Annotated in this window: 18 protein-coding genes; 9 read left to right on the forward strand and 9 right to left on the reverse strand. The window is 41.1% G+C overall.

Going from position 1 to position 26632, the window contains the following annotated elements; genetic code table 11:
* The first annotated feature begins 248 nt into the window (after window positions 1-248).
* Window positions 249-923: a TetR/AcrR family transcriptional regulator gene (locus ACU0NF_RS04640; protein WP_445660287.1), complete on the forward strand. Its 675-nt coding sequence runs from the start codon at window positions 249-251 to the stop codon at window positions 921-923.
* Window positions 924-1280: 357 nt separating this feature from the next.
* On the opposite strand, the gene ACU0NF_RS04645 is transcribed toward ACU0NF_RS04640, so the two are convergent.
* Entirely contained in the window at window positions 1281-2438 is a 1158-nt protein-coding gene (locus tag ACU0NF_RS04645; RefSeq protein ID WP_445660288.1) for an acyl-CoA dehydrogenase family protein, read from the reverse strand.
* Window positions 2439-2872: 434 nt separating this feature from the next.
* Between ACU0NF_RS04645 and ACU0NF_RS04650 the strand changes: the two genes are divergently transcribed.
* The 3 genes from ACU0NF_RS04650 (at window position 2873) to ACU0NF_RS04660 (ending at window position 6740) form a co-directional block, all read left to right on the forward strand.
* Entirely contained in the window at window positions 2873-4066 is a 1194-nt protein-coding gene (locus ACU0NF_RS04650; protein ID WP_445660289.1) for a mandelate racemase/muconate lactonizing enzyme family protein, read from the forward strand.
* Window positions 4066-5238 (forward strand): CaiB/BaiF CoA transferase family protein, encoded by a 1173-nt coding sequence (locus ACU0NF_RS04655; RefSeq protein WP_445660290.1) that lies wholly within the window; start codon window positions 4066-4068, stop codon window positions 5236-5238. Before ACU0NF_RS04650 ends, ACU0NF_RS04655 begins: the two co-directional genes overlap by 1 nt.
* Before the next feature lie 134 nt (window positions 5239-5372).
* On the forward strand, window positions 5373-6740 hold the full coding sequence (locus ACU0NF_RS04660) for an MFS transporter (RefSeq protein WP_445660291.1): 1368 nt from the start codon (window positions 5373-5375) through the stop codon (window positions 6738-6740).
* A 602-nt stretch (window positions 6741-7342) separates the two neighbouring features.
* Here the strand turns inward: ACU0NF_RS04660 and ACU0NF_RS04665 are convergent.
* Both ACU0NF_RS04665 and ACU0NF_RS04670 read right to left on the reverse strand, forming a co-directional pair.
* The gene (locus ACU0NF_RS04665) at window positions 7343-8551 is read right to left on the reverse strand and encodes a multidrug effflux MFS transporter (RefSeq protein ID WP_445660292.1); all 1209 of its coding nucleotides are present in this window, start codon (window positions 8549-8551) and stop codon (window positions 7343-7345) included.
* A 205-nt stretch (window positions 8552-8756) separates the two neighbouring features.
* Window positions 8757-9713, reverse strand: coding sequence for a LysR substrate-binding domain-containing protein (locus ACU0NF_RS04670; RefSeq protein ID WP_445660293.1), 957 nt, complete (start codon window positions 9711-9713; stop codon window positions 8757-8759).
* Window positions 9714-9961: 248 nt separating this feature from the next.
* Here ACU0NF_RS04670 and ACU0NF_RS04675 point away from each other — a divergent pair, with 248 nt between their 5' ends.
* From ACU0NF_RS04675 to epmA, 5 genes are all read left to right on the forward strand, one after another.
* On the forward strand, window positions 9962-11185 hold the full coding sequence (locus ACU0NF_RS04675) for an acyl-CoA dehydrogenase (RefSeq protein ID WP_445660294.1): 1224 nt from the start codon (window positions 9962-9964) through the stop codon (window positions 11183-11185).
* A 234-nt stretch (window positions 11186-11419) separates the two neighbouring features.
* A complete protein-coding gene (locus tag ACU0NF_RS04680) occupies window positions 11420-12826 on the forward strand; it encodes an MFS transporter (protein WP_445660295.1) in 1407 nt (468 codons plus the stop codon).
* A gap of 44 nt (window positions 12827-12870) precedes the next feature.
* The gene (locus ACU0NF_RS04685; RefSeq protein ID WP_445660296.1) at window positions 12871-14100 is read left to right on the forward strand and encodes a CaiB/BaiF CoA transferase family protein; all 1230 of its coding nucleotides are present in this window, start codon (window positions 12871-12873) and stop codon (window positions 14098-14100) included.
* Window positions 14101-14333: 233 nt separating this feature from the next.
* Window positions 14334-15401, forward strand: coding sequence for a 4-phosphoerythronate dehydrogenase (locus tag ACU0NF_RS04690; protein ID WP_445660297.1), 1068 nt, complete (start codon window positions 14334-14336; stop codon window positions 15399-15401).
* Window positions 15402-15403: 2 nt separating this feature from the next.
* On the forward strand, window positions 15404-16390 hold the full coding sequence (gene epmA, locus ACU0NF_RS04695) for an EF-P lysine aminoacylase EpmA (RefSeq protein WP_445660331.1): 987 nt from the start codon (window positions 15404-15406) through the stop codon (window positions 16388-16390).
* A 152-nt stretch (window positions 16391-16542) separates the two neighbouring features.
* Here epmA and ACU0NF_RS04700 read toward each other — a convergent pair whose 3' ends face one another.
* The 6 genes from ACU0NF_RS04700 to ahcY form a co-directional block, all read right to left on the reverse strand.
* Window positions 16543-17778 carry a multifunctional CCA addition/repair protein gene (locus ACU0NF_RS04700; RefSeq protein WP_445660298.1) on the reverse strand — a complete coding sequence of 412 codons (1236 nt, stop codon included), beginning with the start codon at window positions 17776-17778 and terminating at the stop codon, window positions 16543-16545.
* 87 nt (window positions 17779-17865) lie between these two features.
* Complete coding sequence (locus tag ACU0NF_RS04705) at window positions 17866-20139, reverse strand: NADP-dependent malic enzyme (RefSeq protein ID WP_445660299.1); 2274 nt, start codon at window positions 20137-20139, stop codon at window positions 17866-17868.
* Window positions 20140-20285: 146 nt separating this feature from the next.
* Window positions 20286-23147, reverse strand: a complete 2862-nt coding sequence (locus ACU0NF_RS04710; protein WP_445660300.1) for a bifunctional diguanylate cyclase/phosphodiesterase — start codon at window positions 23145-23147, stop codon at window positions 20286-20288.
* A gap of 174 nt (window positions 23148-23321) precedes the next feature.
* Window positions 23322-24038 (reverse strand): 16S rRNA (uracil(1498)-N(3))-methyltransferase, encoded by a 717-nt coding sequence (locus tag ACU0NF_RS04715; RefSeq protein ID WP_370984077.1) that lies wholly within the window; start codon window positions 24036-24038, stop codon window positions 23322-23324.
* Window positions 24039-24067: 29 nt separating this feature from the next.
* Window positions 24068-24904: a methylenetetrahydrofolate reductase [NAD(P)H] gene (metF, locus tag ACU0NF_RS04720; RefSeq protein WP_131268072.1), complete on the reverse strand. Its 837-nt coding sequence runs from the start codon at window positions 24902-24904 to the stop codon at window positions 24068-24070.
* A gap of 184 nt (window positions 24905-25088) precedes the next feature.
* Complete coding sequence (gene ahcY / locus ACU0NF_RS04725) at window positions 25089-26471, reverse strand: adenosylhomocysteinase (protein WP_445660301.1); 1383 nt, start codon at window positions 26469-26471, stop codon at window positions 25089-25091.
* Between the last annotated feature and the right edge of the window lie 161 nt (window positions 26472-26632).

Consider the following 26632-nt stretch of genomic DNA (forward strand, 5'->3'; position numbering starts at 1 on the left):
CACTTACGTGGATTATTGTTTTTTATGAGAAAATTAAGTGTTCTATTCTATAGAAAATAAGTACTATTAAAAAAATGCAATTTATTTATAATACTACCAAATAGTTGGTTGATATTTAAGTGGTAAAATGCTGATGCTGATTTTAAATATTTATTGTTTACTTCCATCTGCCTACTTTTATTTAAATGAACCCATTAGACAGTTTGTTTAACCAGCGTGATCATTGATTTTATTTTTAGGATTACTAAATGGCTGAATTAGAAACAGAACAAATGGAAATGACGAAAGATTTAAGCGCGAATGGCTTAGTTGTGAAAACACGTCAACCACGCAAACGTCGTCCAAGTACAGATGCACGTCATGAAGACAAACGCTTATTAATTTTAATGACTGCTGCTGAGCTGTTCTCAACCTTAGGATATGAGGCAACCTCATTGGATTTAATTGCCGAGCATGTCGGTATTCATAAAGCGACGCTTTACCATTATATTTCGAATAAAGAGAGCATTTTATTTGAATGCTTGCAGCTGTCTTTTAAAGATTTAGATTTACTGATTGAAGAAATGCACAACAAAGAGGTGTGTGTGTTTGATCGTCTAATAAAATTTGCTTCAAGTCTGGCGATGGCACAAAATAATGTATTTGGTCGCTGTATGTTGCTTGTGGGTGCGCGTCCATTAGATGTTTATTCGAGTGATGAAATTAGAAAATTCCAACGACGTTTAGATTTAACGGTTCGTGCATTGATTGAAGAAGGCATTGTCGATGGTAAAATTAAGCCGTGTTCGCCCCGCATTATTTCTTCAATGTTATTCGGGGCATTAAACTGGGTACCAAGATGGTATAAAGAGGACTCAAAAATCACGATTTCTGAAATTACAGATACTTTCATGGATACCATGATTAATGGTCTTAGAGCCTAATATACACCAGACCATAAACCGATATTTATTTTAACAGAAGCTTGAAATCAGAGATTTTAAGCTTCTGTGTTTTGTATACTTTAAAGTTAATTATTAATTTTTTATCATTATAATCATGGATTTAAGTACTAAATTATAAATCTTAGGTTTTATTTTCTATTCTATTGCCTTCAATATTAGTGATAATGATCAACGATACAGATCGGTGAGAAAATTATTTCACGTAGGTGGGGCATTGCTGAAAATGAGCTTAAGACCTTTTGATATGAAAAACTAATATTTTAATACGGATTAAATCAATTAAATTGTTAAATAAAAAAGAGGCAATAGATGTCTCTTTTTTATATCTGCTATTTTTTACATTGAACGCGCAATCACATCTTTTAATGTCTCATTAGAGCCACCGTAAATTTTTGCAACTCGTGCATCCATATACAATTGCGCAATTGGATATTCTGTACAGTAACCATACCCACCAAACAGCTGTAAGCAACGGTCGATAATTTCACACTGCTTCTGTGAGCCCCACCATTTTGCCATCATGGCATCATTCGGTTGTAGTTCTTTACCTTCAACCAAATCATTAATAATCGTATCAATGAATACACGGCCCACACGTGCTTCGGTTAGGCATTCAGCCAATTCAAATTTAGTGTTTTGGAAATCCCATAGGGTTTTTCCTAACATTTTACGGTTTTTGGCATGTTCAACTGTCATCTCAATGGCACGTTCTGCACACGCAATGCCCACGATACCAATCGATAAACGTTCACGTGTGAACACATCCATTAACTGGAAGAAACCTTTTCCTTCTTCACCACCAATTAAATTCTCGGCTGGAACACGTGCATCATCTAAGAAAATTTCAGCAGTATTTAAGGCATTTTGCCCAATTTTCTCAATGATGTTATTTACTTTAAAGCCTGGACATTTGTCTTTTTCGACCATGAATAGAGAAATTCCACGCGCACCTGAGCCCGAATCACCGGTACGTGCAGCAACCAAGACATAATCAGCTTGATCACCAAGCGTACAAAATGTTTTAGAACCGTTCAGAACATATTCATCACCATCACGACGTGCAGTCGTTCTGAGTGCCTTTACGTCTGTTCCTGCATCAGGCTCGGTAATCGCAACAGCAATCATTTTTTTACCTGCCGCAATACCCGGCATCCACTTTAACAGTTGTTCGTGTGTAGCGGTGCCCAAAAAGAAACCCGGGCTATTCAATGAACCAGGAATAAACCCAAAGGTGGTATCACATATCCGCGCTTGTTCTTCCATCATAATGACTTCATGGGCAAAGGATGCACCCAAGCCACCATATTCTTCGGGAACACTCATACAGAGTAAACCGAGTTCTCCTGCTTTTTCCCAAACTTCACGATCAATAAAATGTTGTTTACGAAATTTTTCAGCATTTGGTGCAACTTCTTGTTCAAAGAAACGACGTGCGGTAACACGTAACTGATCAAGTTCTTCTGTCATCCATGGCGAGCGATATCCATAAATCATGGGGCAATCCTTTTTTATTTCACATTAATTAGATAAATAATGAATGACTCAATCCTCTAAAACCTACTCTGAGCCAAACACTTGTTCTGATAAAACCTAGTTTTAACAAATATTACAGTTTTGTCAACCAACAGGTTGGTTGATTTATTATTTATTCAACCAACTTGTTGGTTGACTTTTATAAAAATCGAAATTACATTACTTCAGGAGAGGTTTTAATTTTTATATTTCTAATGAATGAAATATAAAAATTGACCAAATTGTTAAAAAGATTCTTCTTCAGTGAAGAACATTATTCTGAGCTGAGCTATTTTCAAAAAATAGATCTTATATCAGTCTATTAAAGCTGGGTATAAGTAAATAGGTCTAAGCGAATAGACACTAAAATTTGCGTTTTAAAACGCAGAAATTTTCAAAAGGAAAGGGATTTAATCATGCCAAAGATCGTTAAAGTAGAATGTTTCCCAGTTTCTACCCCATTAAAAAAACCAGTGATCATGCCAAATACGCGCATTACCTCTATTGATAGTGTGGTTTTAAAAATTACTGCAGATGACGGTACGGTAGGTTTTGCAGATTCCGGTGATACATCTTCTTGGTACCGTGGTGAATTACAAGAATCAATTATTGCGATGATTACTCGTGTCATTGCACCGCGTATTTTAATTGGTGAAGATCCTCGTAACATCGAAAAAATTGTGGCAAAAATGGATCTGTTGGTTCGCGATAACAATCAGGCCAAAGCAACGGTCGACTTCGCATTACATGATTTGAAAGGAAAGCTATACGGCGTACCTGTATATGACTTGCTGGGTGGACGTACCACTGAGGGCTCACGTCAAGGTTGGGTATTATCTGCGGGTAAACCTGAAGATGTTGCGGCTGAAGCACAGAAAGCTAAAACGCTCGGTTTTGAATTATTCAAAATGAAAATTGGTCACGGTACATTACAAGACGATATTGATATGGTTCATGCTGTACGTGACACCGTAGGCCAAGATGCAGTATTAACCATTGATGCAAACGGCTTCTGGAGTTATGAAAAAGCACTTCATGTGATTCGTCGTATTGATTCTGCAGGCCTTGATTTAATTGAGCAGCCGCTAGCGCATTGGGATATTGAAGGCATGGCGCGTTTACGAGCACAGGTCAAAACGCCAATTTATGCCGATGAATCTGCTCAAGAACTACATAACCTTAAAGAAATTATTGATCGCCGTGCAGCAGATGGCTTATTCATCAAGCTTCAAAAAGTAGGCGGATTGGTAAAAGCTCAGCGTTGGTTAACTATGGCGCGTTTGGCAGGTTTACCTGTTCATTGTGGTTGTATGATTGGTTCTGGCTTAGAACATAGTCCAGCTGCACATCTTTGGGTTGCAAATGAATGGGCGTCTCAAGGTTTGAATGAATCTATTGGTCCGTTATTGATTCACGGTACGATGGAAAGTAAGAACATTAAAGTCGGTACAGATATCGCACTAAACATTCCGAAGTTTGAAAATGGCATGTGTTATCCGAATGAAGGTCCGGGTTATGGTATTGAATTAAATGAAGCATTCCTCATCAGCAATAAGACTGTAGGTGTAGAAGGTCGTGCTGTGGAAGTGGGTAGTGAGGTGGCTGCTTAATGAGGCGTTCAGGACCACTGTCGCATTTAACTGTAATTGAGTTTGCAGGTCTTGGACCTGCACCTTTTGCAGCAATGTTACTTGCAGATCAAGGTGCCCGTGTTATACGTATTGATCGCCTGATCAAGCCTTCTAAACAAGGTGGCATGGCATCTTTAACAGCACGGGATAGTGATGTATTGGCCCGTGGACGTGAGTCAATTGCACTGGATTTAAAAAAACCTGAAGCTATTGAAATCGCATTAAAGTTGATTGAAAGCGCTGATATTTTAATTGAAGGTTTTCGTCCTGGTGTCATGGAGTTTTTAGGTTTAGGTCCAGAAATTTGTCATGCTTGTAATCCCAAATTGGTTTATGGCCGGGTAACAGGATGGGGGCAAACAGGGCCATTGGCCCAATCAGCTGGACACGATATTAATTATATCGCTTTGACAGGGGCCTTGCATTCAACTGCGCGTGCTCAATGCCAGCCAACTCCAACGCCAGGGTTAATTGGCGATTTTGGTGGTGGTGGAATGTTACTGGTATATGGCGTTTTAGCGGCAGCTTTACATGCTAAACAAACCGGTGAAGGGCAGGTGGTGGATGCTGCAATCACCGATGGTTCGGCATTATTAACCGCTTTAATTCAGGGGTGGCATTCTGTAGGGTTATGGAATGATGAAGCTGGTACCAATAATGGTGACGGTGGTGCTCATTTTTATGATAGTTATCGATGTTCAGATGGTAAATACATTTCAATAGGTCCCATGGAACCGCAGTTTTATGCCCTGTTCCTGGAAAAATTAGAATTAACAGATGATCTTGAATTCCAGCAACAATGGAATGCAAAAAAATGGCCAGCATTGAAACAACGCTTGAACGATATTTTCCTCACGAAAACCCGTGAGCAATGGTGCGAGATTTTTGAGGGTACAGACGCGTGTTTTGCACCTGTTTTAAGTTTGGCGGAAGCGCCAAAGCATCCACATAATCAAAGCCGAGGTACTTATACAGTCGTCAATAATATTGTTCAGCCGAGTCCTGCACCTAAATTTAGCAAGACGACAGTTCAGCATTGCAATCCGGTAAATCCGGTTGCAGCAAATACTCAAGACATATTAGATGAGTTAGGGTATAGCTTCGACGAAAGAGAGCATTTAATTATTAATACGGTTGTGCAGCAGGTATAGAAGTAAAAGCGGGGAATGGCTTTAAGGGAAATTAAATATTTATGATTTTCCTTGAAGTTAGCCTAAGTAAATTAAGCTGAAGAACAAGGATGTGATTTCAGTCATAAAAAATCTAAAATCAAGTGAGAAACAGGATGACTCAACATACAAATGGACGAATGGAAGTTCAAGATTTTATCGATAGCGTACCCGTCTCTAAACTACAAAAGATAATTATTATATTATGTTTTGTCGTTGCAGCATTCGACGGTTTCGATATTGCAGCAGTAGGATTTATTGCGCCGGCATTAATTGCCCAATGGTCACTCACTCCAGCCGATTTAGCCCCTCTATTTTTATCAGGCGTATTTGGACTGATGCTGGGTTCTTTTGCATTTGGACCCTTAGCTGACAAATTTGGGCGTAAAAAAATTATCATCTGGAGCGTTATCATATTCAGTATTGGTACTTTAATCTCTGCATTTTCTCCAAACTTAACTGTATTGATTGTATTACGTTTTTTGACTGGTTTAGGGTTGGGAGGCGCGATGCCTAATGCGGTGACCATTACCTCAGAATATTGTCCAACCAAACGACGTTCTACCCTCGTCACTGTAATGTTTTGTGGTTATACCATTGGAGCAGCAATGGGTGGTTTATTGGCAGGTCAACTTATTCAATTAATTGGTTGGCAAGGTATCCTCATGATTGGCGGTATTGTTCCTTTACTCGCATTGCCATTTATATATTATTTCATGCCAGAATCATTACGTTTCATGGTGTTGAATAAATTTTCTAAAGAAAAAATTGATGATGTCATCCAAAAAATGGCGCCTAAGGGTCAACCTATTCCAGAATTGGTCGCATCAGTAACCGAAAAACAAAATGTCAGTGTACGTGAACTATTTAGTAAAGATTACATTGCTGGCACCTTGCTGTTCTGGTGTGCATTCACGATGGGTTCAATTATCATTTATATGATCTCCAGTTGGATGCCAACGATTCTGAAAAATGAAGGCTTTAATATGCAAAGTGCCTCATGGATCACTTCGGCATTCCAAATTGGCGGTACAGTAGGTGCATTAATTATTGCCTATTTCATGGATAAAGTAGGTCACAGCCGCACATTAACCATCTCTTATGTGTTGGGTGCAATCTGTGTCTTGGCACTCAGTGCTGGTGTAGCGAATTTAAGTACAATGCTTATCGTACTGGGGATATTCGGGATTGGTGCTGGTATTAGTGGCTCACATGTTGGAATCCATGTGTTCTGTTCAAGCTATTATCCAACACATTGCCGTTCTACTGGGGTCAGTTGGGCAGGTGGTGCAGGTCGTTTAGGGTCATTTATTGGTTCCGGTGCGGTAGGTTGGCTCATGGTATCTGGCTTATCCGGCGAACAAATTGTAAATTTATTGACAATTCCTGCATTTTTAGCTGCCATCTCTATGTTCTTGCTGACTCGCTTGATGAAAAAACATAAGACAGCAGATGCCATGCGTTTAACCAAAGCAAACGTTTAAACTTCGATCCATCAATTCCATAGCAAAATTTATAAAAAGACCAGTGATGAAAATCGCTGGTTTTTTATTTTTTAGTCGCTGATTCTGCTCTTTATGCTGTAGTAATTATGGGTGAATCTAATAAATCAGTTTGTTATAGAAAGCTTGGATTTTATAAAACAGAAAAAAATAAGTTGTACGTCCTATTTATCAAACATTGGTTGTAATTGGTTAATAGTTATAAAAACATGGTACTGAGTTAAATTATCAAAAGATTCAAATTAACGATCTTAAAAACAGCAGAAATAAATAGGATTCAGGTTCTCATTATTATTTAAATCACGTTGATATTTGCTCAGACAATGTATAGGAAATGATAAAGAGAATCCGAGGGAAAAAATGCTTCTCAAGCTAAAAATTAAAAGCCCTAAAAGACAGGTGAGAACTAAATCGGTACATTGATCAATAAAATCAGAATAAGTTTTGTTAAAATGGCCTTTTAAAATTAATCTTTTTTAATTGGCATTCTTGAAAGAAATGAGACGAATAAATAGTTGATAATACAAAAAATCTTTTCAAAAAAAGACCCGCATCGGAGTCTTTTTCTATATAAATAGATTCTGTTATTTTAATTCTACAAAGCTTTGATGATTAAAAATTGCGAAATATACACTCGGCAACCCGGTGATGAGCATAATAATACTCATATTTTGTAGTATGTTAAAAGGCAAGACAGACAATACTATCGTCATGATAAACCCACAGAAAAATTGTACGCCACCCATGAGTGCGCTTGCTAATCCTGCTTGTTTAACTTGATTTTGCATGACAATGGCCATTGAATTTGGCCCGGTAAATCCTATACCGCCTACCAATAAAAATAATCCTGAGCAAATCAAATAGGGATTAATCGTATACGACCATGCATTTATACTAATGATGAATATGCCGGATACTTGTATAAGAGCACCTAATATAAATAAATGGCTTACTGAAAAATGACGAATTAAACGTTTATTGATGAAAGCAAACAGCATCAGACCAAAGGCATTTAGTCCAAATAGATAGGCAAATTGCTGTTCTGGTACTTTAAGAAAATTAATAAATAGATTTGAAGATGCACTGATATAACAATACAGTGTTCCATATAGCATTGCGCCCGCAAACATGGGTACGGCGAAACTTTGATCTTTAAATAACCTTAGGTAGTTTTTGGATATTTCTCTAGCTGAAATATTCTGGCGATTTGTCTGCTTTAGGGTCTCGTCAAAATAAAAATGCACCAGAACCAATGTCACAACACCAATTGCAGTCAGTAGATAAAAAATGCTTGACCAATGGAAGTATTGAATCAATAAGGCACCAAAAGCTGGAGCCAATATAGGTGCTAAGCCCATCGCCAGTAGCATGGTGGAAAACACCTGCGCAGATGCTTGCATGTCAAGTCGATCACGTATGGCAGCCCGTACAATGACCACACCTGCACAACCGCCGAACGCTTGCAATACCCGAAAGATCAGTAGAATAGTATCATTAGGTGCTACGGCACAGCAAAGACTGGCAACAATATAAATCACCAGACCAAAATAAAGCGGAGACTTGCGTCCATAACGATCGCTGAGGGGGCCGTAAATCAATTGACCAAAAGCCAATCCAAGAAAATAAGCACCTAATGTATTCGCAATTGTTTGTGTACTGACTTGGTATTCCTCAGCCATCATAGGTAATGCAGGCAAATACATATCAGTTGATAAAGCACTAAATGCAGTAAGCAAGGTGAGTAAAAACACCCAACCGAGTGTATAAGACCTATTGGTGGAACTTTGATTCATTCTTTTCGGCTACCTAACAATGTCTAAGTCATTTTTAATTAAAATAAAATGGATTTATAAATTTTCCCTCAGCAGTTTTAACAAAGGAAACATCCTTTGCCTACAAAGCGCTTAGCCACATTTTATGATGATATCAATTATCTATCAACCAGTTGTTTGATTTAAAGGTGTGTATTGTTTTTTACAATGAATAATTTTATTTTTTCTAATTTCTATCATTATTATGAGTTGATAAAAGCAGTAATTCCTGCTGAATCCAATCAATAAATTTGTGGATCAGAGGAGAAGACTCTTGACTAGAATGCACTAAATAATAAGAACGGCTTCCTTCGAGTTTTTTACTGGATGTGATGACCAGTTCTTTTTTTTGAAGTTCTGACTCGATCAGGATTTGTGGAATGAGTGCCATACCCATTGATTGTTTGGCTGCTACAGCTAACATAGAAAATAATTCATGCCGATGCCCCGTATCGGATTTCGGATGAAAAATTTGATGGGTTTTAAACCATTCCTGCCAAATACCGGGCCGGGTAGTTTGTTGTAACAGTGGAAGCTGAACGAGCTGTTCAGGGGTTAAATCATAGTTATATTCACTGGTCATTACCGAATCAGGAAAATTTTTTAAAATAAGCTGAGGGGAGCAAACTGCAATCAGATCTTCTTTCATTAAGTAATGGGTTTGTACGCCTGGCCAATGGGCAATTTGTTGCGGTGTGCCTGCATATATCGCTGCATCAAATATGGTTTCATTAAATAGAAAAGGTTTGGTGCTGGTTTCTAAATGTACGGTAATTTCAGGATAAATTTCATTAAAACGGTGCAATTTAGGAAGCAGCCAGCAGGTTGCAAAAGTAGGAACAACACCTAATTTTAGTGTTCCTCCCAGACCTTTATGCGCCATAAGATCTAAAGTACTTTGCTCCAGACCCAATAAATAGGGTTTGATCAGAGTGTAATATTGCTGTCCTGCTAGAGTAAGTTCGACACCATGTCGGGTTCGGGTAAATAGTTCAAGTTTAAGAAATTCTTCGAGTTGCTGAATTTGCCGTGACACTGCACTTTGAGTTATACACAGTTCTTGGGAGGCATGCGTATAACTGGCATGTTTAGCCGCAGACTCAAAACACAATAAACCTTGTAAAGATGGGATATGACGACGCATAGATAAATCCTTTTATCTGAACCAGATATTTTAAAATGGCATATAAAGATGCTAAACCCATTTAACTTTAGTCTAAAAATCGAATAATGGCTAATGAATACAACCGCCAAATCCATTGTTATCTATCTACTTGAAATAAGATATGCATAAATAGCATATCTGCATGAAAATTTATCGTTTGAAAGAATCAGTTTTCAGCCATAGCATCGAGTCAGATAAATACAACATGATATCGAGCAGAGGAAGCGATGAATCAAATGGTCAAGATGAAAAATACAGCAAAAGTTCAATTTAACTGGCAAGACCCGTTTTTAATCGAGCAGCAATTGACTGAAGAGGAGCGCATGATTCGCGATTCTGCCCATGCCTATTGTCAGGGCAAATTGTTGCCGCGTGTACTGGAACAGTTCCGTCATGAACAAACCGATGCCTCCATTTTCCGTGAAATGGGTGAGCTCGGCTTGCTTGGCCCCACCATTCCGGAAGCTTACGGCGGTGCAGGGTTGAACTATGTCAGTTATGGCCTGGTGGCACGTGAAATTGAATATGTCGATTCAGGCTACCGTTCCATGGCCAGTGTACAAAGCTCACTGGTGATGGTACCGATCAATGAGTTTGGCTCTGAAGAGCAAAAGCAAAAGTATTTACCAAAATTAGCAACGGGTGAATACATCGGCTGTTTCGGTTTGACTGAACCGGATCATGGTTCTGATCCCGGCAGCATGATTAGCCGTGCCAAAAAGGTCGATGGTGGTTATCGTCTATCGGGCGCAAAAATGTGGATTACCAACAGTCCGATTGCCGATGTTTTTGTGGTCTGGGCCAAAGAAGTATCTGCTGAGGGCAATGTTGGTGAGATCCGTGGCTTTATTCTGGAAAAAGGCTGGGAAGGACTGTCAGCTCCTGCAATTCACGGCAAGGTCGGTTTACGTGCCTCGATTACCGGTGAAATCGTGATGGACAATGTTTTTGTGCCTGAAGAAAATGCTTTTCCGGAAGTGCGCGGTTTAAAAGGTCCGTTTACCTGCCTGAATAGTGCACGTTACGGCATCGCTTGGGGTGCAATGGGTGCAGCAGAATTTTGCTGGCATACCGCGCATCAATACACCATGGACCGCAAGCAGTTCGGTCGTCCACTCGCTGCCAATCAGTTGATCCAGAAGAAACTGGCCGACATGCAGACAGAGATTGCACTCGGTTTACAGATTGCCCTGCGTTTCGGCCGCATGAAAGATGAAGGCATTGCTTCGGTTGAGGGCACATCACTGATCAAACGCAACAACTGTGGCAAGGCGCTGGACATTGCACGACTTGCGCGTGACATGCTCGGCGGAAATGGCATCAGTGACGAGTTTGGTGTGGCGCGTCATCTGGTCAATCTGGAAGTGGTGAATACCTATGAAGGTACCCATGATGTGCATGCCTTGATTCTGGGTCGTGCACAAACAGGCATCGCTGCATTCGGTAACTAATTTAGTTCTTCAATTCAGGATGCTCATTCGTGGGCATCCTAGAGACGTTTTGTCTTGAAAAAATTAATAATTAACTTTAAGTAAAGGATTCATCGTGAAAAATTCTTGTAAGTCTGTACATTTTCAAGCTTAAAGTTCAAACGGAATGATAGAAAAATAATAAAGAACCTCTGGTAAATGTAGAGAAAGAATAGGACTGCCGATGACTCATTTGGGAAAATGAGGGATATGGAAATGAATAATGATATACAGGCTGGAGCAGGAACGCTCAGCAGAAAATTACCCTCCAATGTAGGTACAGCACATCGCATTCATAAAAACACTTGGAAAATTGCATTTGTCTTTGCATTTATTTCACTGGTAATTGATGGTGTTGACATCATGCTGTTGTCATTTAGCTTGACCAGTTTAAAAGCTGAGTTTGGACTAACTTCATTTCAAGCGGGGATGCTGGGAAGTTTATCTCTTGCAGGCATGGCGCTGGGCGGAATTACCGGTGGATGGGCATGTGACAAATTTGGCCGGGTAAAAACCATTGCCTGGTCTGTGGTTTTCTTTTCAATCATGACCTGTATTTTGGGCTTTACCCAAACTTATGAGCAATTCATGATTCTGCGCTTTATTGGTGCCTTTGGCTTGGGTTCGCTCTACATGGCGTGTAATACGCTTATGGCAGAATATGTTCCCACCAAGTACCGTACTACTGTTTTGGGTACCTTGCAGACTGGTCAAACGATTGGTTATATCGTGGCAACTTTGTTGGCAGGAGCTATTATTCCTGATCATGGCTGGCGTATGCTGTTTTATGTGACCATTGTTCCGGCTGCCTTCGCACTTATTTTCATGCGTTTTGTTCCTGAACCTGCATCTTGGCAGGAAGCAAAAATAGAACAATTTAAACGTAAAGAGTTGAAAATTGAGCCTGCCAGTGAAGCCCTCACTGCTAAAGTTCCTTCTGAAAGTGTTTATAAGCGTATTTTTGGACATACCCAGCACCGCAAAATGTTCCTGTTATGGATGAGCACAGCTGCCTTTTTGCAGTTTGGCTACTACGGTGTCAATAACTGGATGCCAACCTATTTAGAAACCGAACTGAATATGAACTTTAAGGCATTAACAGGCTATATGGTCGGTGCATATACAGCGATGATTCTCGGTAAAATTATTGCCGGCTATGCGGCAGACAAATTGGGTCGTCGGGCAACTTTTGTTTTTGGTACAGTTGCAACGGCTGCATTTTTACCCGTCATTATCTTTTTTAACACGCCAACCAATATTGCCTATCTGTTAATTACCTTTGGATTCCTTTACGGAATTCCGTACGGTGTAAATGCAACTTACATGGCGGAAACCTTCTCGACCGATGTACGCGGAACAGCCATTGGCGGTGCATATAACATGGGGCGTCTGGGTGCTGCCATTGCGCCTGCCACCATCGGGATTATCGCGGCTGGCGGTTCGTTCACCATGGCATTTATTGTGATGGGTGCTGCCTACTTTATTGCGGGTGTGATTCCAGGCTTGTTTATTCGTGAACGCCAATATGACCCACAGCAATCTTCATTGGTCACCGCCACAGATACAGAAGAGAATACGCGGAGCAGCGTGGCCACAATCAACAAAACAATTACCGCTAAATAATAAAAAGAGCCAGCAGCATTTTCTGCTGGCTTTTGGAGTAGAACATGGGTGCATTACAAGGAATTCGCGTTTTAGATTTAAGCCGTGTACTGGCAGGTCCATGGTGCGGCCAGATTCTGGCAGATCTCGGTGCAGAAGTGATTAAAATTGAGCGTCCAAAAGTGGGTGATGATACCCGCATGTGGGGACCACCGTGGATGCTGGATAATCAAGGCACTGCAACACGCGAATCAGGTTACTATCAATGTGCCAATCGCAATAAATATTCGGTTGCAATAGATATTGCAAGTGAACAGGGTCAGGAACTGATTCGAGAAATTGCCAAAACCGCCGATGTGGTGATTGAAAACTATAAAGCCGGTTCATTGGGAAAATACGGTTTAGATTATGCGTCTTTAAATCAGCTTAATCCGAACTTGGTCTATTGCTCTATTACCGGATTTGGCCAAACAGGGCCACGTGCTGAAGAACCGGGTTATGACTTTATCATTCAAGGCATGTCAGGGTTGATGAGCATTACTGGTGAAAAGGACGAATTGCCGGGTGGGGGCGCGCAAAAAGTCGGTGTTGCTGTGGTCGATATACAAACAGGCTTGTATGCAACGGTTGCTATTCAGGCGGCTTTACTGGCACGCCAGCATACCGGTCGTGGTCAATATATCGATTTATCTTTATTGGATGTACAAGTGGCGGCGCTTGCCAATCAAGGCATGAATTATTTAACTTCGGGCGTATCTCCAAAGCGGATGGGGAATCATCATCCCAATATTGTGCCGTATCAGACTTTCAAAGCCAAAGATAAAGAGTTTATTATTGCCTGTGGTAATGATAAACAGTTTAAAGATTTGTGCATTGCCATTGGGTTGCCTGAGTTGTTGGAAGATCAAAAATTTCAGCGCAATCAGGACCGTGTTAAACATCGAGATGAGCTGATTCCTTTATTGTCAGAATATTTCTTGGCTAAAAATGCTGAAGAGTGGGTCACTGCAATTCATGCCGTTAAAGTGCCGGTCGGAGTGATTAACTCAGTCGAAGATGCATTGAATGAGCCACAAATTCAATCTCGTGACATGGTGGTGGAGGTCGCACATCCATTGAATGATCATTTTAAAATGATCGGTTCACCAATTAAACTATCTGATACCCCAGTTGAATATAGGCACGCTGCGCCACAGTTGGGTGAACATACCGAACAGATTTTATCGCAATTTAAAACTGAGGATGAATTAAGAGCTTTAAAAGCGCAGGGTATTATTGATGGTGCTGTGGCTTAATCTATTCGATTTAAGCTTTACTGCTTCCTGTTTTGACCGATTTTTTTACAGAAGTCGGTCTTTTTTTGGGGGAGAAGAAATTGTATTTTGAGTTAGCGCTTAGTTGGCATCAAAGCTATTAAAATTTGAATATTCTTGCATATAGCTTAAAGAAGCAGCTCTATAGCTCAGGTGCATAGTCAGATTTGCCGCTAAGCGTTATCATAACGCTCTTCATGTCATTGGAACGCACTATGAAAATCGTTGCAGATGAAAATCTGGCCTTTACCGAATATTTCTTTGCAGATTTTGGCGAAATTCAGCAAGCAGCAGGGCGAACTTTAACCCATGCAGAGGTACGGGATGCTGAAGCCTTGCTGGTTCGTTCTGTGACCCAAGTAAATGAACCGCTTATTCAAGATACAAAATTAAAATTTGTCGGCAGTGCCACCATTGGTACGGACCATCTTAATATTCCTGCTTTAGAAAAACACAATATCGCATGGTCAAATGCGGCAGGATGTAATGCCCAGGCAGTAGCTGAATATGTGATTGCCGCACTGCTATATTTACAACCCGATTTAATCGAAAAAAATGAACAATTCACCCTCGGTATTATTGGCCTGGGCAATGTCGGTTCACGTCTGGCCTATATGGCAAAATTGCTCGGATGGAATGTGATTGGTCATGATCCTTTTGTGAATCGTGAAAATATCACCCAAGTTGAATTAGCAGAATTGTTGAAAACAGCAGATGCCATTTCCATTCATGTGCCCTTAACCAAAACCAGAGTACATCCGACTTTTCATTTAATCAATGCGGATGCTTTGGCAGAAATGAAGCCTGAAGCGATATTGATTAATTCAGCTCGTGGTCCCGTGGTCGAGGAAGCGGCACTGATTGCGGATATTCAACAGACCAAACGTCCAGTAGTATTAGATGTATTTGAACATGAACCTGAAATTTCAGAACAACTGTTAAATCTGATTCGTTTGGTGACACCGCATATTGCGGGCTATAGCCTGGAAGGCAAAGCGCGTGGCACGCAAATGATTTACGATGCCTTCTGCAAAACTTTTAATTTCGCAGCCGACAAGCAATTTGAAACCCAGTTACCAGTATGTGAGCAATATTTTCTGAGTCAGGATTTAAAGTCGGTACTGAAACAGCATCTAGCTCAAATTTATGATATTGCACGTGACGATGCCAATCTGCGTGTCTGCTTAAAAGACGGTAAAGTGGATCAAAAAGCCTTTGATTATTTACGTAAAACCTATCCCTTACGCCGTGAATGGGCAGCGCACGGAGGCCCGAAAGCATGAGCATGGTAAATACAAAAACCATTAATTATCAACCAACCTGTGATATCAAAACACTAAAAGCCCGCGCCAAAATGTATGCACAAATCCGTCAGTTTTTTGCTGAACGGGATGTGCTTGAAGTGGAAACGCCAATATTGTCCCAAGCGGGCGTGACCGATGTGCATCTAGCATCTATTCAGGCTCAGCGTCATTTAGGTGGTCGCAAACAAACTCATTATTTACAGACTTCACCTGAATTTGCTATGAAGCGCTTGCTTGCCAGTGGCAGTGGTCCAATTTACCAAATTTGTAAAGTCTTTCGTGATGACGAACATGGGCGCAAACACAATAGTGAATTCACCATGCTGGAATGGTACCGCCCAAATTTAAGCTTAAAAGAACTGATGTTTGAAGTCACCGACTTGCTTAATGTAACCTTGGCACATCGTTTTGGCGAAGTCCGTCCGAGCATTTTAAGTTACAAACATGCCTTTATGGACCGTCTCGATCTCAATCCTTTGCAAGCCAGTTTAAAGGAACTGAAAGACTGCTGTAACCGTGTCGGTCTGAATCTGGATTTGGGGAATGACCGTTTGGGTTATATCGACCTGTTATTTTCACATATGGTTGAACCGAGTTTGGGTTTTGATACGCCGGTATTTTTAACCGATTTTCCCCCTGAAATGGCATCACTCGCCAAAGTCAAAGTTGATGAAGGGGGTGAACAGGTCGCAGCACGTTTCGAGCTTTATATTGAAGGTTTGGAATTGGCCAATGCCTATGATGAACTGATTGATGCTGAGGTTTTACGCTCACGTTTTGAAGCCGATAATCTTGAGCGGGAAAAGCTAGGCTTGCATGTGATGCCGATTGATGAATATCTGCTGGCGGCTTTACCGCACATGACTGAATGTTCCGGCATTGCTTTAGGTATTGACCGTTTATTGATGGTCGCAACTGAACAGATGAAACTTGAAAAAGTGATTACTTTTCCGGCGGATGTTTCTTAATTGTATTTCTAAAAAAATCTTATAAATCCCTCCCAACCTCCCTTTAAAAAAGGGAGGGGAAAGTTCTTCATTTTTTAAAGATGACGAGCAGTGCTATGTGAGGCGAGGGATTAGAATAAAAAAGCTTCTCAAATGAGAAGCTTTTTTATGCGCTATACAGTAGCAATAATCTGACGGGCTTTTAATTCTTCAATTGCTTGAATACGCCGTTGAATTAACATTTCCCCAATATCCGGGCCACTAATATCGGGTGGCAAATCCTGCGCTTTAATGCCACGGACCACTTCCATTGCATCCAAGACATATCGTGATTGCGGATATTCACGATTTTCCAAACCTAGGCGGCCACGTGAATCGCACTCACATGCCTGAACATAGGCTTCAACACGTTCAGGACGGCGTAATACATCCAGACGTTGTAACAAACGCCATAAAGTGCCCGGTTTAAGATTCAAAGCTTGATGACATTTTAAATGTTCTTTACATACTGCAAGGGCGAGTTGCTTGGTATTGGTAGGAACTTTAAGACGTTCACACACTTCAGTTACCGGTTTGACCCCACGTTCTTCATGCATGATATGCCGCGGCAATTCCTCGGCTGGTGTGAGCGCTTTGCCTAAATCATGAACCAGCACGGCAAAACGAACGTCGAGTGAATAGTTGGCTTTACAGGCTTGTTGCAATGACATCATGGTATGAATGCCACAATCAATTTCCGGATGATATTCAGGACGTTGTGGAATACCGTATAACGCATCTAGTTCCGGGAACAGGACTTTTAAAGCACCACAGGCACGAAGTACTTCGAAATACTCATCAGCATGATTTTCCATCAAGGCACGCGAAGTTTCTTTCCATACCCGTTCAGGCGTCAATGCCTGTAATTCGCCCGATTCAGCCAGCTGCTGCATCAACGCTAAAGTTTCAGCGGCCACCGTAAATCCCAATGCTTTATAACGTGCGGCAAAGCGTGCGATACGTAAAACGCGTAGCGGATCTTCTACAAAAGCATTGGATACATGACGTAATATTCGATCGGTCAAATCTTGCTGACCATTATAAGGGTCATATAGCTTGCCATCTTCATCCATCGCCATTGCATTAATGGTCAGGTCGCGGCGGATCAGATCTTCTTCCAGGCTTACACTGGTATCTGTATAAAATTCAAAGCCATGATAACCATGACCGGATTTTCGTTCGGTACGGGCTAAAGCATATTCTTCTTTTGTTTGGGGATGTAAAAAAACAGGGAAATCTTTGCCCACCGGCTGATAGCCCTGAGCAAGGAGTTGTTCAGGTGTTGCACCAACAACCACATAATCTTTTTCGTGATAGGGGTGACCGAGTAAGTGATCACGTACTGCACCGCCTACTAAATAAACTCGCATGAAAAAACCTCTATTCTTCAAGCAATCATGCTACAGAATAAAGGTTTTCTCAAGTAAAGAACCTTAGCTTTTTGCTAAAGTTAAAGACTAGCCTTCTTGTGACTGTTGAATTTCAGCAACTGTCAATGCAGTCATATTCACCACACGACGTGTTGTTGCGGTCGGTGTCAGGATATGCACAGGTTTTGCAGCACCCAACAGAATTGGGCCAATCGTTACATTGTTACCTGAAGTCGCTTTCAACAGGTTAAATGAAATGTTTGCTGCATCCAGATTTGGCATGATCAGCAAGTTTGCAGAACCTTTGAAACGTGAGTTCGGGAATGCGAAATGACGAATATTTTCATCAAGTGCAGCATCACCGTGCATTTCACCTTCAACCTCAAGTTCAGGTGCAATTTCACTTAAAATTTCAAATACTTTACGCATTTTTTGTGCACTTGCATCAGTCTGGTCAGAGCCAAAGCTTGAATGCGATAACAATGCAATACGTGGAATTACACCAAAACGACGTACTTCTTCAGCCGCCAAAATGGTCATTTCCGCCAACTGTTCAGCCGTTGGATTGGTATTTACATAAGTATCGGCAATGAACAAGTTACGATCTTGAAGCATCAATGCATTCAGGGTAAAGAACGTGCTACGACCTTCTTTTAGGCCAATTACATTTTTCACGAAATCGAGGTGAATGTCATAGCTTGAATAGGTACCACAAAGCATACCGTCTGCATGACCGTGTTTCACTAGCATTGCAGCGATCAGGGTAGAGCGGCGACGTGCTTCACGATGTGCATATTCAGGCGTTACGCCCTTGCGCTGCATGATTTGATAGTAATCATCGGCAAAAAATTCGTAATCTGGATTTTTCTCTTGATCCACAATCTCAATGTTTAAACCGTGTTCAAGACGCAAGCCCAATTTTTTGATATTTGCTTCAATAACCGCAGTACGACCGACAAGAATCGGGAAGGCCAAACTTTCATCTACCGCAATTTGTACTGCACGAAGTACACGTAAATCTTCACCTTCAGCATAAGCAATACGCTTAGGCGCAGTTTTTGCTTGGGCAAAAATCGGTTTCATCATAAATGCAGAGTTGTATACAAACTCAGACAATTTTTGACGATATGCAGAGAAGTCTTCGATTGGACGAGTTGCAACACCCGAATCCATTGCCGCTTTTGCGACAGCAGGGGCAATTTCAAGAATTAGACGTTGATCAAGCGGGCGTGGAATAAGGTAGTCACGACCAAATGATGCAGATTTTTCACCATACGATGCTGCATCCGCTTCAACGTGCGCCATACGTGCAATCGCGTGTACGCAGGCGATTTTCATTTCTTCGTTAATGGTGGTTGCACCAACGTCTAGTGCACCACGGAAGATATACGGGAAACAAAGGGCATTGTTAACTTGGTTTGGATAATCCGAACGGCCTGTTGCCATAATCACGTCGTCACGAACTTCGTGCGCATGTTCAGGCAGAATTTCAGGGTCCGGGTTTGCCAAAGCAAAGATGATTGGATTTTCAGCCATCACCTTAACCATTTCTTTGGTTAAAATGCCTGCCGCTGAAAGTCCCAAGAACATATCCGCACCAGCAATTACATCTGCTAATTGAGTGCCTTCAATATCTTGAACATAACGTTTTTTTGATTCATCCAGATTTTCACGTTTGGTCGTAAGCAGACCACGTGAATCGGCAACGGTAATGTTCTGTTTGTTTGCACCTAATGCACAAAGCAAATCTAGGCAAGACAATGCAGCTGCACCAGCACCTGAAGCGACAATTTTAATCTCTTCAATTTTTTTGCCGGTCAGTTGTAAAGCGTTAAGTAAAGCTGAACCGACAATGATAGAGGTACCATGTTGATCATCATGGAACACAGGAATATTCATGCGTTCACGAAGTTTTTGCTCAATGTAGAAACATTCTGGCGCCTTGATATCTTCAAGGTTAATCCCGCCGAATGTAGGTTCTAATGCAGCAACGATGTCAACAATTTTGTCTGGATCGTTTTCAGCAATTTCGAGGTCAAATACGTCTACACCTGCGAATTTTTTAAACAGTACGCCTTTACCTTCCATAACCGGTTTAGACGCTAAAGGACCGATGTTACCCAGACCTAAAACCGCAGTACCATTACTTACCACTGCAACAAGGTTGCCGCGCGCAGTATAAAGGGCTGCAGTCGATGGGTCACGTTCAATCTCTAAACATGGTGCTGCCACACCAGGAGAGTAAGCCAGCGCTAAGTCATGTTGGTTGACCAGCTGTTTGCTTGGCGTAACACTGATTTTCCCTGGTGTTGGATATTCGTGGTAGTACAAAGCTTGCTGTTTTAATGATTGATCGTCCATCTGTATCTCTATTGTTGCTTGAGTTGCCCAGCCCGAGCTGGTGGTTTTTTGCTTAATTTGGTTGAATATAACATTTGTTGCGACCTTAGCACAGTCGCGAATCTGCCATTTTCCAGCAAACTGATATTTAGGCGTGCCGACTTATATCAAGAAGGTATAAGTCGATGTTGTTCCAGGAAGATGGTTGCTTCACTTTCAGGTAACGGTTTTGAAAACAGGAAGCCTTGAGCAATGTCACATTCCTGATCTTGCAGGTACTGAAGCTGTTCCTCTGTTTCAATGCCTTCTGCAACCACCACCATACCCATCGCTTTGCCCATGGCAATCATGGCGCTGACAATGGCTTCTTGTTTGTTTTGTCCAATTCTGGAGATAAAACTGCGGTCTATTTTTAAGATATCAATAGGAAAATCAGCAAGATAGGATAGGGAGGAGTAGCCTGTTCCAAAATCATCCAGCGAGATATTGATCTTCCGTTTCTTGATTTCATCGAGCAGGTTTTTAACGGTAACCGAGTTCTCAAGCAGCGATGATTCAGTAATTTCAAGCTCTAGGCTCGAACCTGAAATGTTGTAGGTTTGAATGGCATGATCAAGGTCTTCGAGTAACTGTCCACGTTGCAATTGCTGTGCAACCACATTGACCGAGACACATATATTATTAAAGCCTAAGTCATTCCAGTTCCTGATTTGTTTAGCGGTTTGTTGTATAACAATTCTGCCTATATCAGAGATCAAACTGGTTTGCTCAGCGAGGGGAATGAACAGGTTCGGTGGAATAATGCCTTTGCTTGGATGATTCCAGCGAACCAAAGCTTCAAAACCATAAATATTTTGATCGCTAAAATTAATTTTTGGCTGATAGTAAACAATCAGTTCATTGTTGTTAATCGCCAGTCTTAAATCGCGTTCCAGATAAATCCCTTGCTCAAGTAAGGCGGAGTTTTTATTGGAATAAAAACGGATGGTATTGCCACCCAAGCTTTTCGCCTCGGTTAAAGCCTGTTCAGCGCAATTATTCAGGTAATCGAGTTGGCGACCATTTTCTGGATAGAAAGAAATCCCCATAGACAGGGTAATAATATGATCCTGACCAAAAATGTTGAAAGGTAATGAAAATGCCTTGCTCATCCGTTCACAATGGTGCTGAACCGATGGGCGAATATGCGAGATTTCATAGACAATGGCAAAGTCATCTCCATTTAAATGAGCGACCAGTAATGCTTCAGCATTGGTAAGTCGTAGCCTTTGTGCCACTTGGCGTAACAGTTCATCGCCACCGCTATTGCTCAGAAATTCATTCAAAGGTCTAAAGCGATCGATATTCAGACGAATTACGGCAAGTTGTTTAAGCGAATCTTTTTGAGTGACTAAATACTGATGTAATTGATAGTTATAATAAAAGCGATTCGGCAGGTCAGTCAGTGGATCGTAATTCTCTAAATAAGACAGACGTTGTTCTTGCAACTTGCGTTCAGTTAAATCAGACACGATACCAATATAGTGCGTGACACGATCTTTTTCATCGCTAATGGCATTAATTCGCATCCAGATTGTAAGTTCTTTGCCAGACAGAAATTTTTCATTTAGCTCGCCATCAAACTCACCTATTTTATTCAGTTGATTGATGATGGCGGAATGGCTATTTCTTTGCTGTGCTTTATAACTTGTAGCAATATCAAATAAATGTTTGCCAATCATTTGGTCGTGTGTAAAACCCGTCAATTGCTCATAGAATGGATTGACGTCGATATAGCAAAGTTGTTCATCTAAAATGAATATCCCCTCAGCCGCTTGTTGCAGCACGCTTGCTGCAAGTTTTAAGCGTTCCTGGTCAGTTCGTTCCTGATGAATATCACGGCGAATACCGACCATCCGCAGAGGTCTTTGGTTAACAGGGTCACGTGCAATGACTCTACCAATATCATGCACCCATTTCCATTTGCCATTGCTGTTTTGAATTCGATAAGTGGCTTCATACTGCTCGGTTTGGCCACGTAAATTTTGCTTCATCGAGATTTTGAAGTGTTCAAGATCATCGGGATGAATGATATTTTCTAGCTGATGATGGTGCTGTTTTGATGGTTTTAAGGTCTTTTGATGCTTGAAATCGGTGACTAAAATTTCCCGATCTTTAATGTTCCAGTCCCAAGGTCGAAGACCCGCAACGTCATGCGCCAACATCAGATTTTGTTGCTGGTTTTCTAAATCAGCATTCATTTTAGCAATGTCAAAAGTCCGGTCTTTGACCTTCTGTTCAAGCAGTTGATTGTTTAGTTGAAGTTGTAATTCGATATCTTTGGATTTATTGATTTCAGTTTGTAATTGCTGGCATAACTCATCGGTCCAGAGCACTTGCTGTTCGGCATTTTTAACCAGGCGGTTGTTTTTGGAATACAGTGCTGAAATGCGTTTATGAATACGGGTGGTAGAGTTTGCACTCAGCAAAATGACAATAAGAATGAAATTGATCGTTAAATGGAATAAAAAATTAGAGGTTTCTGTCGCAATAAACTGCGAAGCCAGATAAGGGAAAATGGCCGGAATAAAGGTCAAGCAAAAATAATTTAGACGTTGGGTTAAAAAAGTCAGGGCAAATGCCTGGCTCACAATCAATAATAAAGCTGAGAGAATTAATGCATTAACCTGGCTGAAATTAGGGTTGTATTGCGGTAAATAGTAATAAATCAGACTGATACCAATTGCAATACAGCTTCCTATTGCCAAACATTGAAATTGTAGCCAGCGATGGGCGTGATTAAGTGTGAAATTATGCGGCTTAAAATAGATACTGATGATCAGTAAACTTAGGCAACTTAAGAGTTCGGTCGCAATAAACCATAAATTGAAATAGAAAGATGGTTTTGTAAAATAAATTTGATAAATGCCAAAAACATATAAAGAAACGATCAGAATACTGATGAGAAAGAATCGACTAAGTCGAATCGTATTAGTAATTTGAGCAGCACTCACATGCTGTTTAATATATTCATCTTGAATATCTGACATAAAAGCAGAAACCTTATTTTTGTTTTGCGATAAATAATTGCTTTCTAAATATTAATCATGTTTAAAAAAATTAAACTGTATTTTGAATATACATTTGTATCTTTAAATCAAGATTAATTATGTTATTGAGAAAAATCAATCGAAACAGGCAGTATTTATCTGAAATCGGATGAACTATACAGTTACTTTATAATTTAAAATAGATAAAGCAACGACTGGGGCGGTCTCTGTGCGTAAAACACGATTGCCAATACACCAATTCATAAATCCGGCATCGTTGGATAATTGTATTTCATCTTCGCTGAGTCCCCCTTCAGGGCCAATTAAAAGTGCAATATCAGGGGTGGCATTGGCTAGAACATCGACTTGATCTTTATTCGGAGCAAGTACCAGTTTTGTTGCAGGCAATTCACTGGCTAACCAGTCTTGCAAAGAGAGCGGTGCTAACACTTCAGGAACCTTATTCATCCCGCATTGCTCGCAGGCAGCAATGGCGATCCCTTGCCAGTGATCGATTTTCTTTTGATCACGATCATACTTAAGGCGCATTTCGCAGCGTTCAGAAGTCAGCAGCTGGATTTTTGCAACACCCAGTTCAACTGCTTTTTGAATGGCATAATCCATGCGATCACCTTTACTCATGACTTGTCCAAGTAAGGCGCTAAAGGCAGGGGTGCGATCATCCGGATTGAAGGTATCGACAGAAACGCTTGCTGATTTTTTTGAAACTTCGACAAGCGTGACTTCATATTCACCACCTTGTCCATTGAACAAGGTGGCTTTTTCACCAACTTGTGCACGTAATACTTTCACCCAATGATGAAAAACCGTTTCGGTTAATTCAACATTCATATCAACAGCCAAATCAGCTTCAATATAAAAACGCGGCATTTAAGTATTACTCACAAATCAGAAAAAAATTAAGCTAAACCCAGATCAGTCACGAGTTGACGTGTTGGATCTGTCGTGTTCATGGTATAGAAATGCAAACTTGGCGCACCGCCTGCAAGCAGACGTTCACACAATTTCACCACAACTTCATGACCAAAAGCCTTGATTGAAGCAGTGTCATCACCATAAGTGGCCAGTTGCTTGCGAATCCAACGCGGAATTTCAGCACCTGTACCATCAGCAAAGCGAATCAGATTGCTTGCATTGGTAATCGGCATAATGCCCGGAGCAACAGGAATGTTCACACCTTCTTTTTGAATACGGTCTACAAAGTAAAAATACGCATCTGGATTAAAGAAGAACTGTGTTAACGCGGCATTGGCACCTGCATTGGCTTTTTCGACAAAGTGTTGAATGTCTTTATCAAAGCTGTCTGCCTGTGGGTGCATTTCAGGATAGGCTGCGACTTCAATGGTGAAATGATCACCTGAATGTTCACGGATGAAACGTACCAGATCTTGTGCATAAGGCAATTCGCCCAAGCCCACTTGACCAGAAGGCAAGTCACCACGTAGCGCAACAATACGGTCGATGCCTTGCGATTTGTACAAATCAAGCAGCTCGGCAATACGTGCCTTGTCATCACCAATACAAGACAGGTGAGGGGCTACGGGTGTGCCTTTGCCATTGAAATCGTTGATTGCAGCGAGTGTGCGTTCACGGGTTGAACCACCTGCACCGTAAGTCACTGAAAAAAATTCAGGATTTAACAGTTGTAATTCTTTATGAACAACACGAAGTTTTTCCGCGCCAACATCAGTTTTGGTCGGAAAAAATTCAAACGAAATTGGGACACGTTTGGTCATTTTTCAAATCCTTTTTTATCAATACTTTTATTTTTAAAATTTCCCTCATCCTAACCTTCTCCCAGAGGGAGAAGGGACTTTCTTTGTGAAAGTAATGTCATTGAGGTTTTCTCTTCAACTTTTTTTCACAATGGAAGTTCCCTCTCCTTTAAGGAGAGGGCTAGGGAGAGGTAGTTATAAAAACTTAGTATTTATAAGTCTCAGATTTGAATGGACCTTCAACTTGCACGCCAAGGTAGTCTGCCTGTTCTTGAGTCAAGGTGGTCAATACACCACCGAAACCGGCAACCATTGCAGCAGCAACTTCTTCGTCCAGTTTCTTAGGAAGGAGTTCTACACGAATCGCCGCCTGTTTTTGATCTTCAGGAAGATCGGCAAATTTTTCAGCGAACAAGTGCATTTGAGCCAATACCTGGTTAGCAAATGAACCGTCCATTACACGTGATGGGTGACCTGTTGCATTACCCAGGTTCACTAAACGACCTTCAGAAAGAAGAATCAAATAGTTGCTTTCATCTTCTGAACGATACACTTGGTGTACTTGAGGTTTAACTTCAACCCATTTGTAACCACGTAAGTAGTTGGTATCGATTTCAGTGTCGAAGTGACCGATGTTACAAACCACTGCACCTGCTTTTAATGTATCTAACATTGCAGAGTCACATACGTGGTAGTTACCCGTAGTCGTTACGATCAGGTCAGTATTTTGAAGAAGGTCAACATTGATGTCTTCTTTCTTGCCCGTTTGCACACCATTTTTGTATGGAGATACAACTTCGTAACCGTCCATACATGCTTGCATCGCACAGATTGGATCAACTTCAGTTACACGAACAATCATGCCTTCTTGACGAAGAGACTGAGCAGAACCTTTACCTACGTCACCGTAACCAATCACAAGTGCACGACGACCAGACATCAACATGTCCGTACCGCGTTTGATGGCATCGTTTAGAGAGTGGCGGCAACCGTATTTGTTGTCATTTTTAGATTTAGTCACTGAATCGTTTACGTTAATTGCAGGAACTTTTAAAGTACCGTCACGTAACATTTCATAAAGACGTTGCACGCCAGTGGTGGTTTCTTCAGTCACACCGTGGATTTTAGCAATCAGTTCAGGATATTTTTCGTGAACAACAGCAGTCAAGTCACCGCCATCGTCTAGAATCATGTTGGCATCCCAAGGTTTGCCATTCACATTGATTTGCTGTTCAAGACACCACATGTATTCTTCTTCAGTTTCGCCTTTCCAAGCGAAAACAGGAATACCGCGAGCAGCAATAGCCGCAGCAGCGTGGTCTTGAGTAGAGAAGATGTTACATGAAGTCCAGCGAACTTCTGCGCCCAGTTCAACCAGAGTTTCAATTAAAACAGCAGTTTGAATGGTCATGTGGATACAGCCGAGAATTTTCGCGCCTGCAAGTGGTTTAGCTGCAGCATAACGCTTACGCAAACCGATAAGTGCCGGCATTTCTGCTTCAGCAAGTTTGATTTCTTTACGGCCGTATTCAGCAAGTGAAATATCGGCAACTTTATAATCTGTAAATGAAGCATTAACCGCGTTCATCAGGATCTCCTAGGATAAAAATAGATTGGATCGTTATGTTCGCGGATGCCGTTTTTGATCAAAACCAGTATTTTACCGAAGTTTTGACCTGATCGTCGAGCCTAGCGATTTCACATTTAGTGCCTGTGAAAAAGTCGCAGCATCCCTCGACTAGCCGGCTA

The sequence above is a fragment of the Acinetobacter sp. F16 genome (assembly GCF_052712855.1).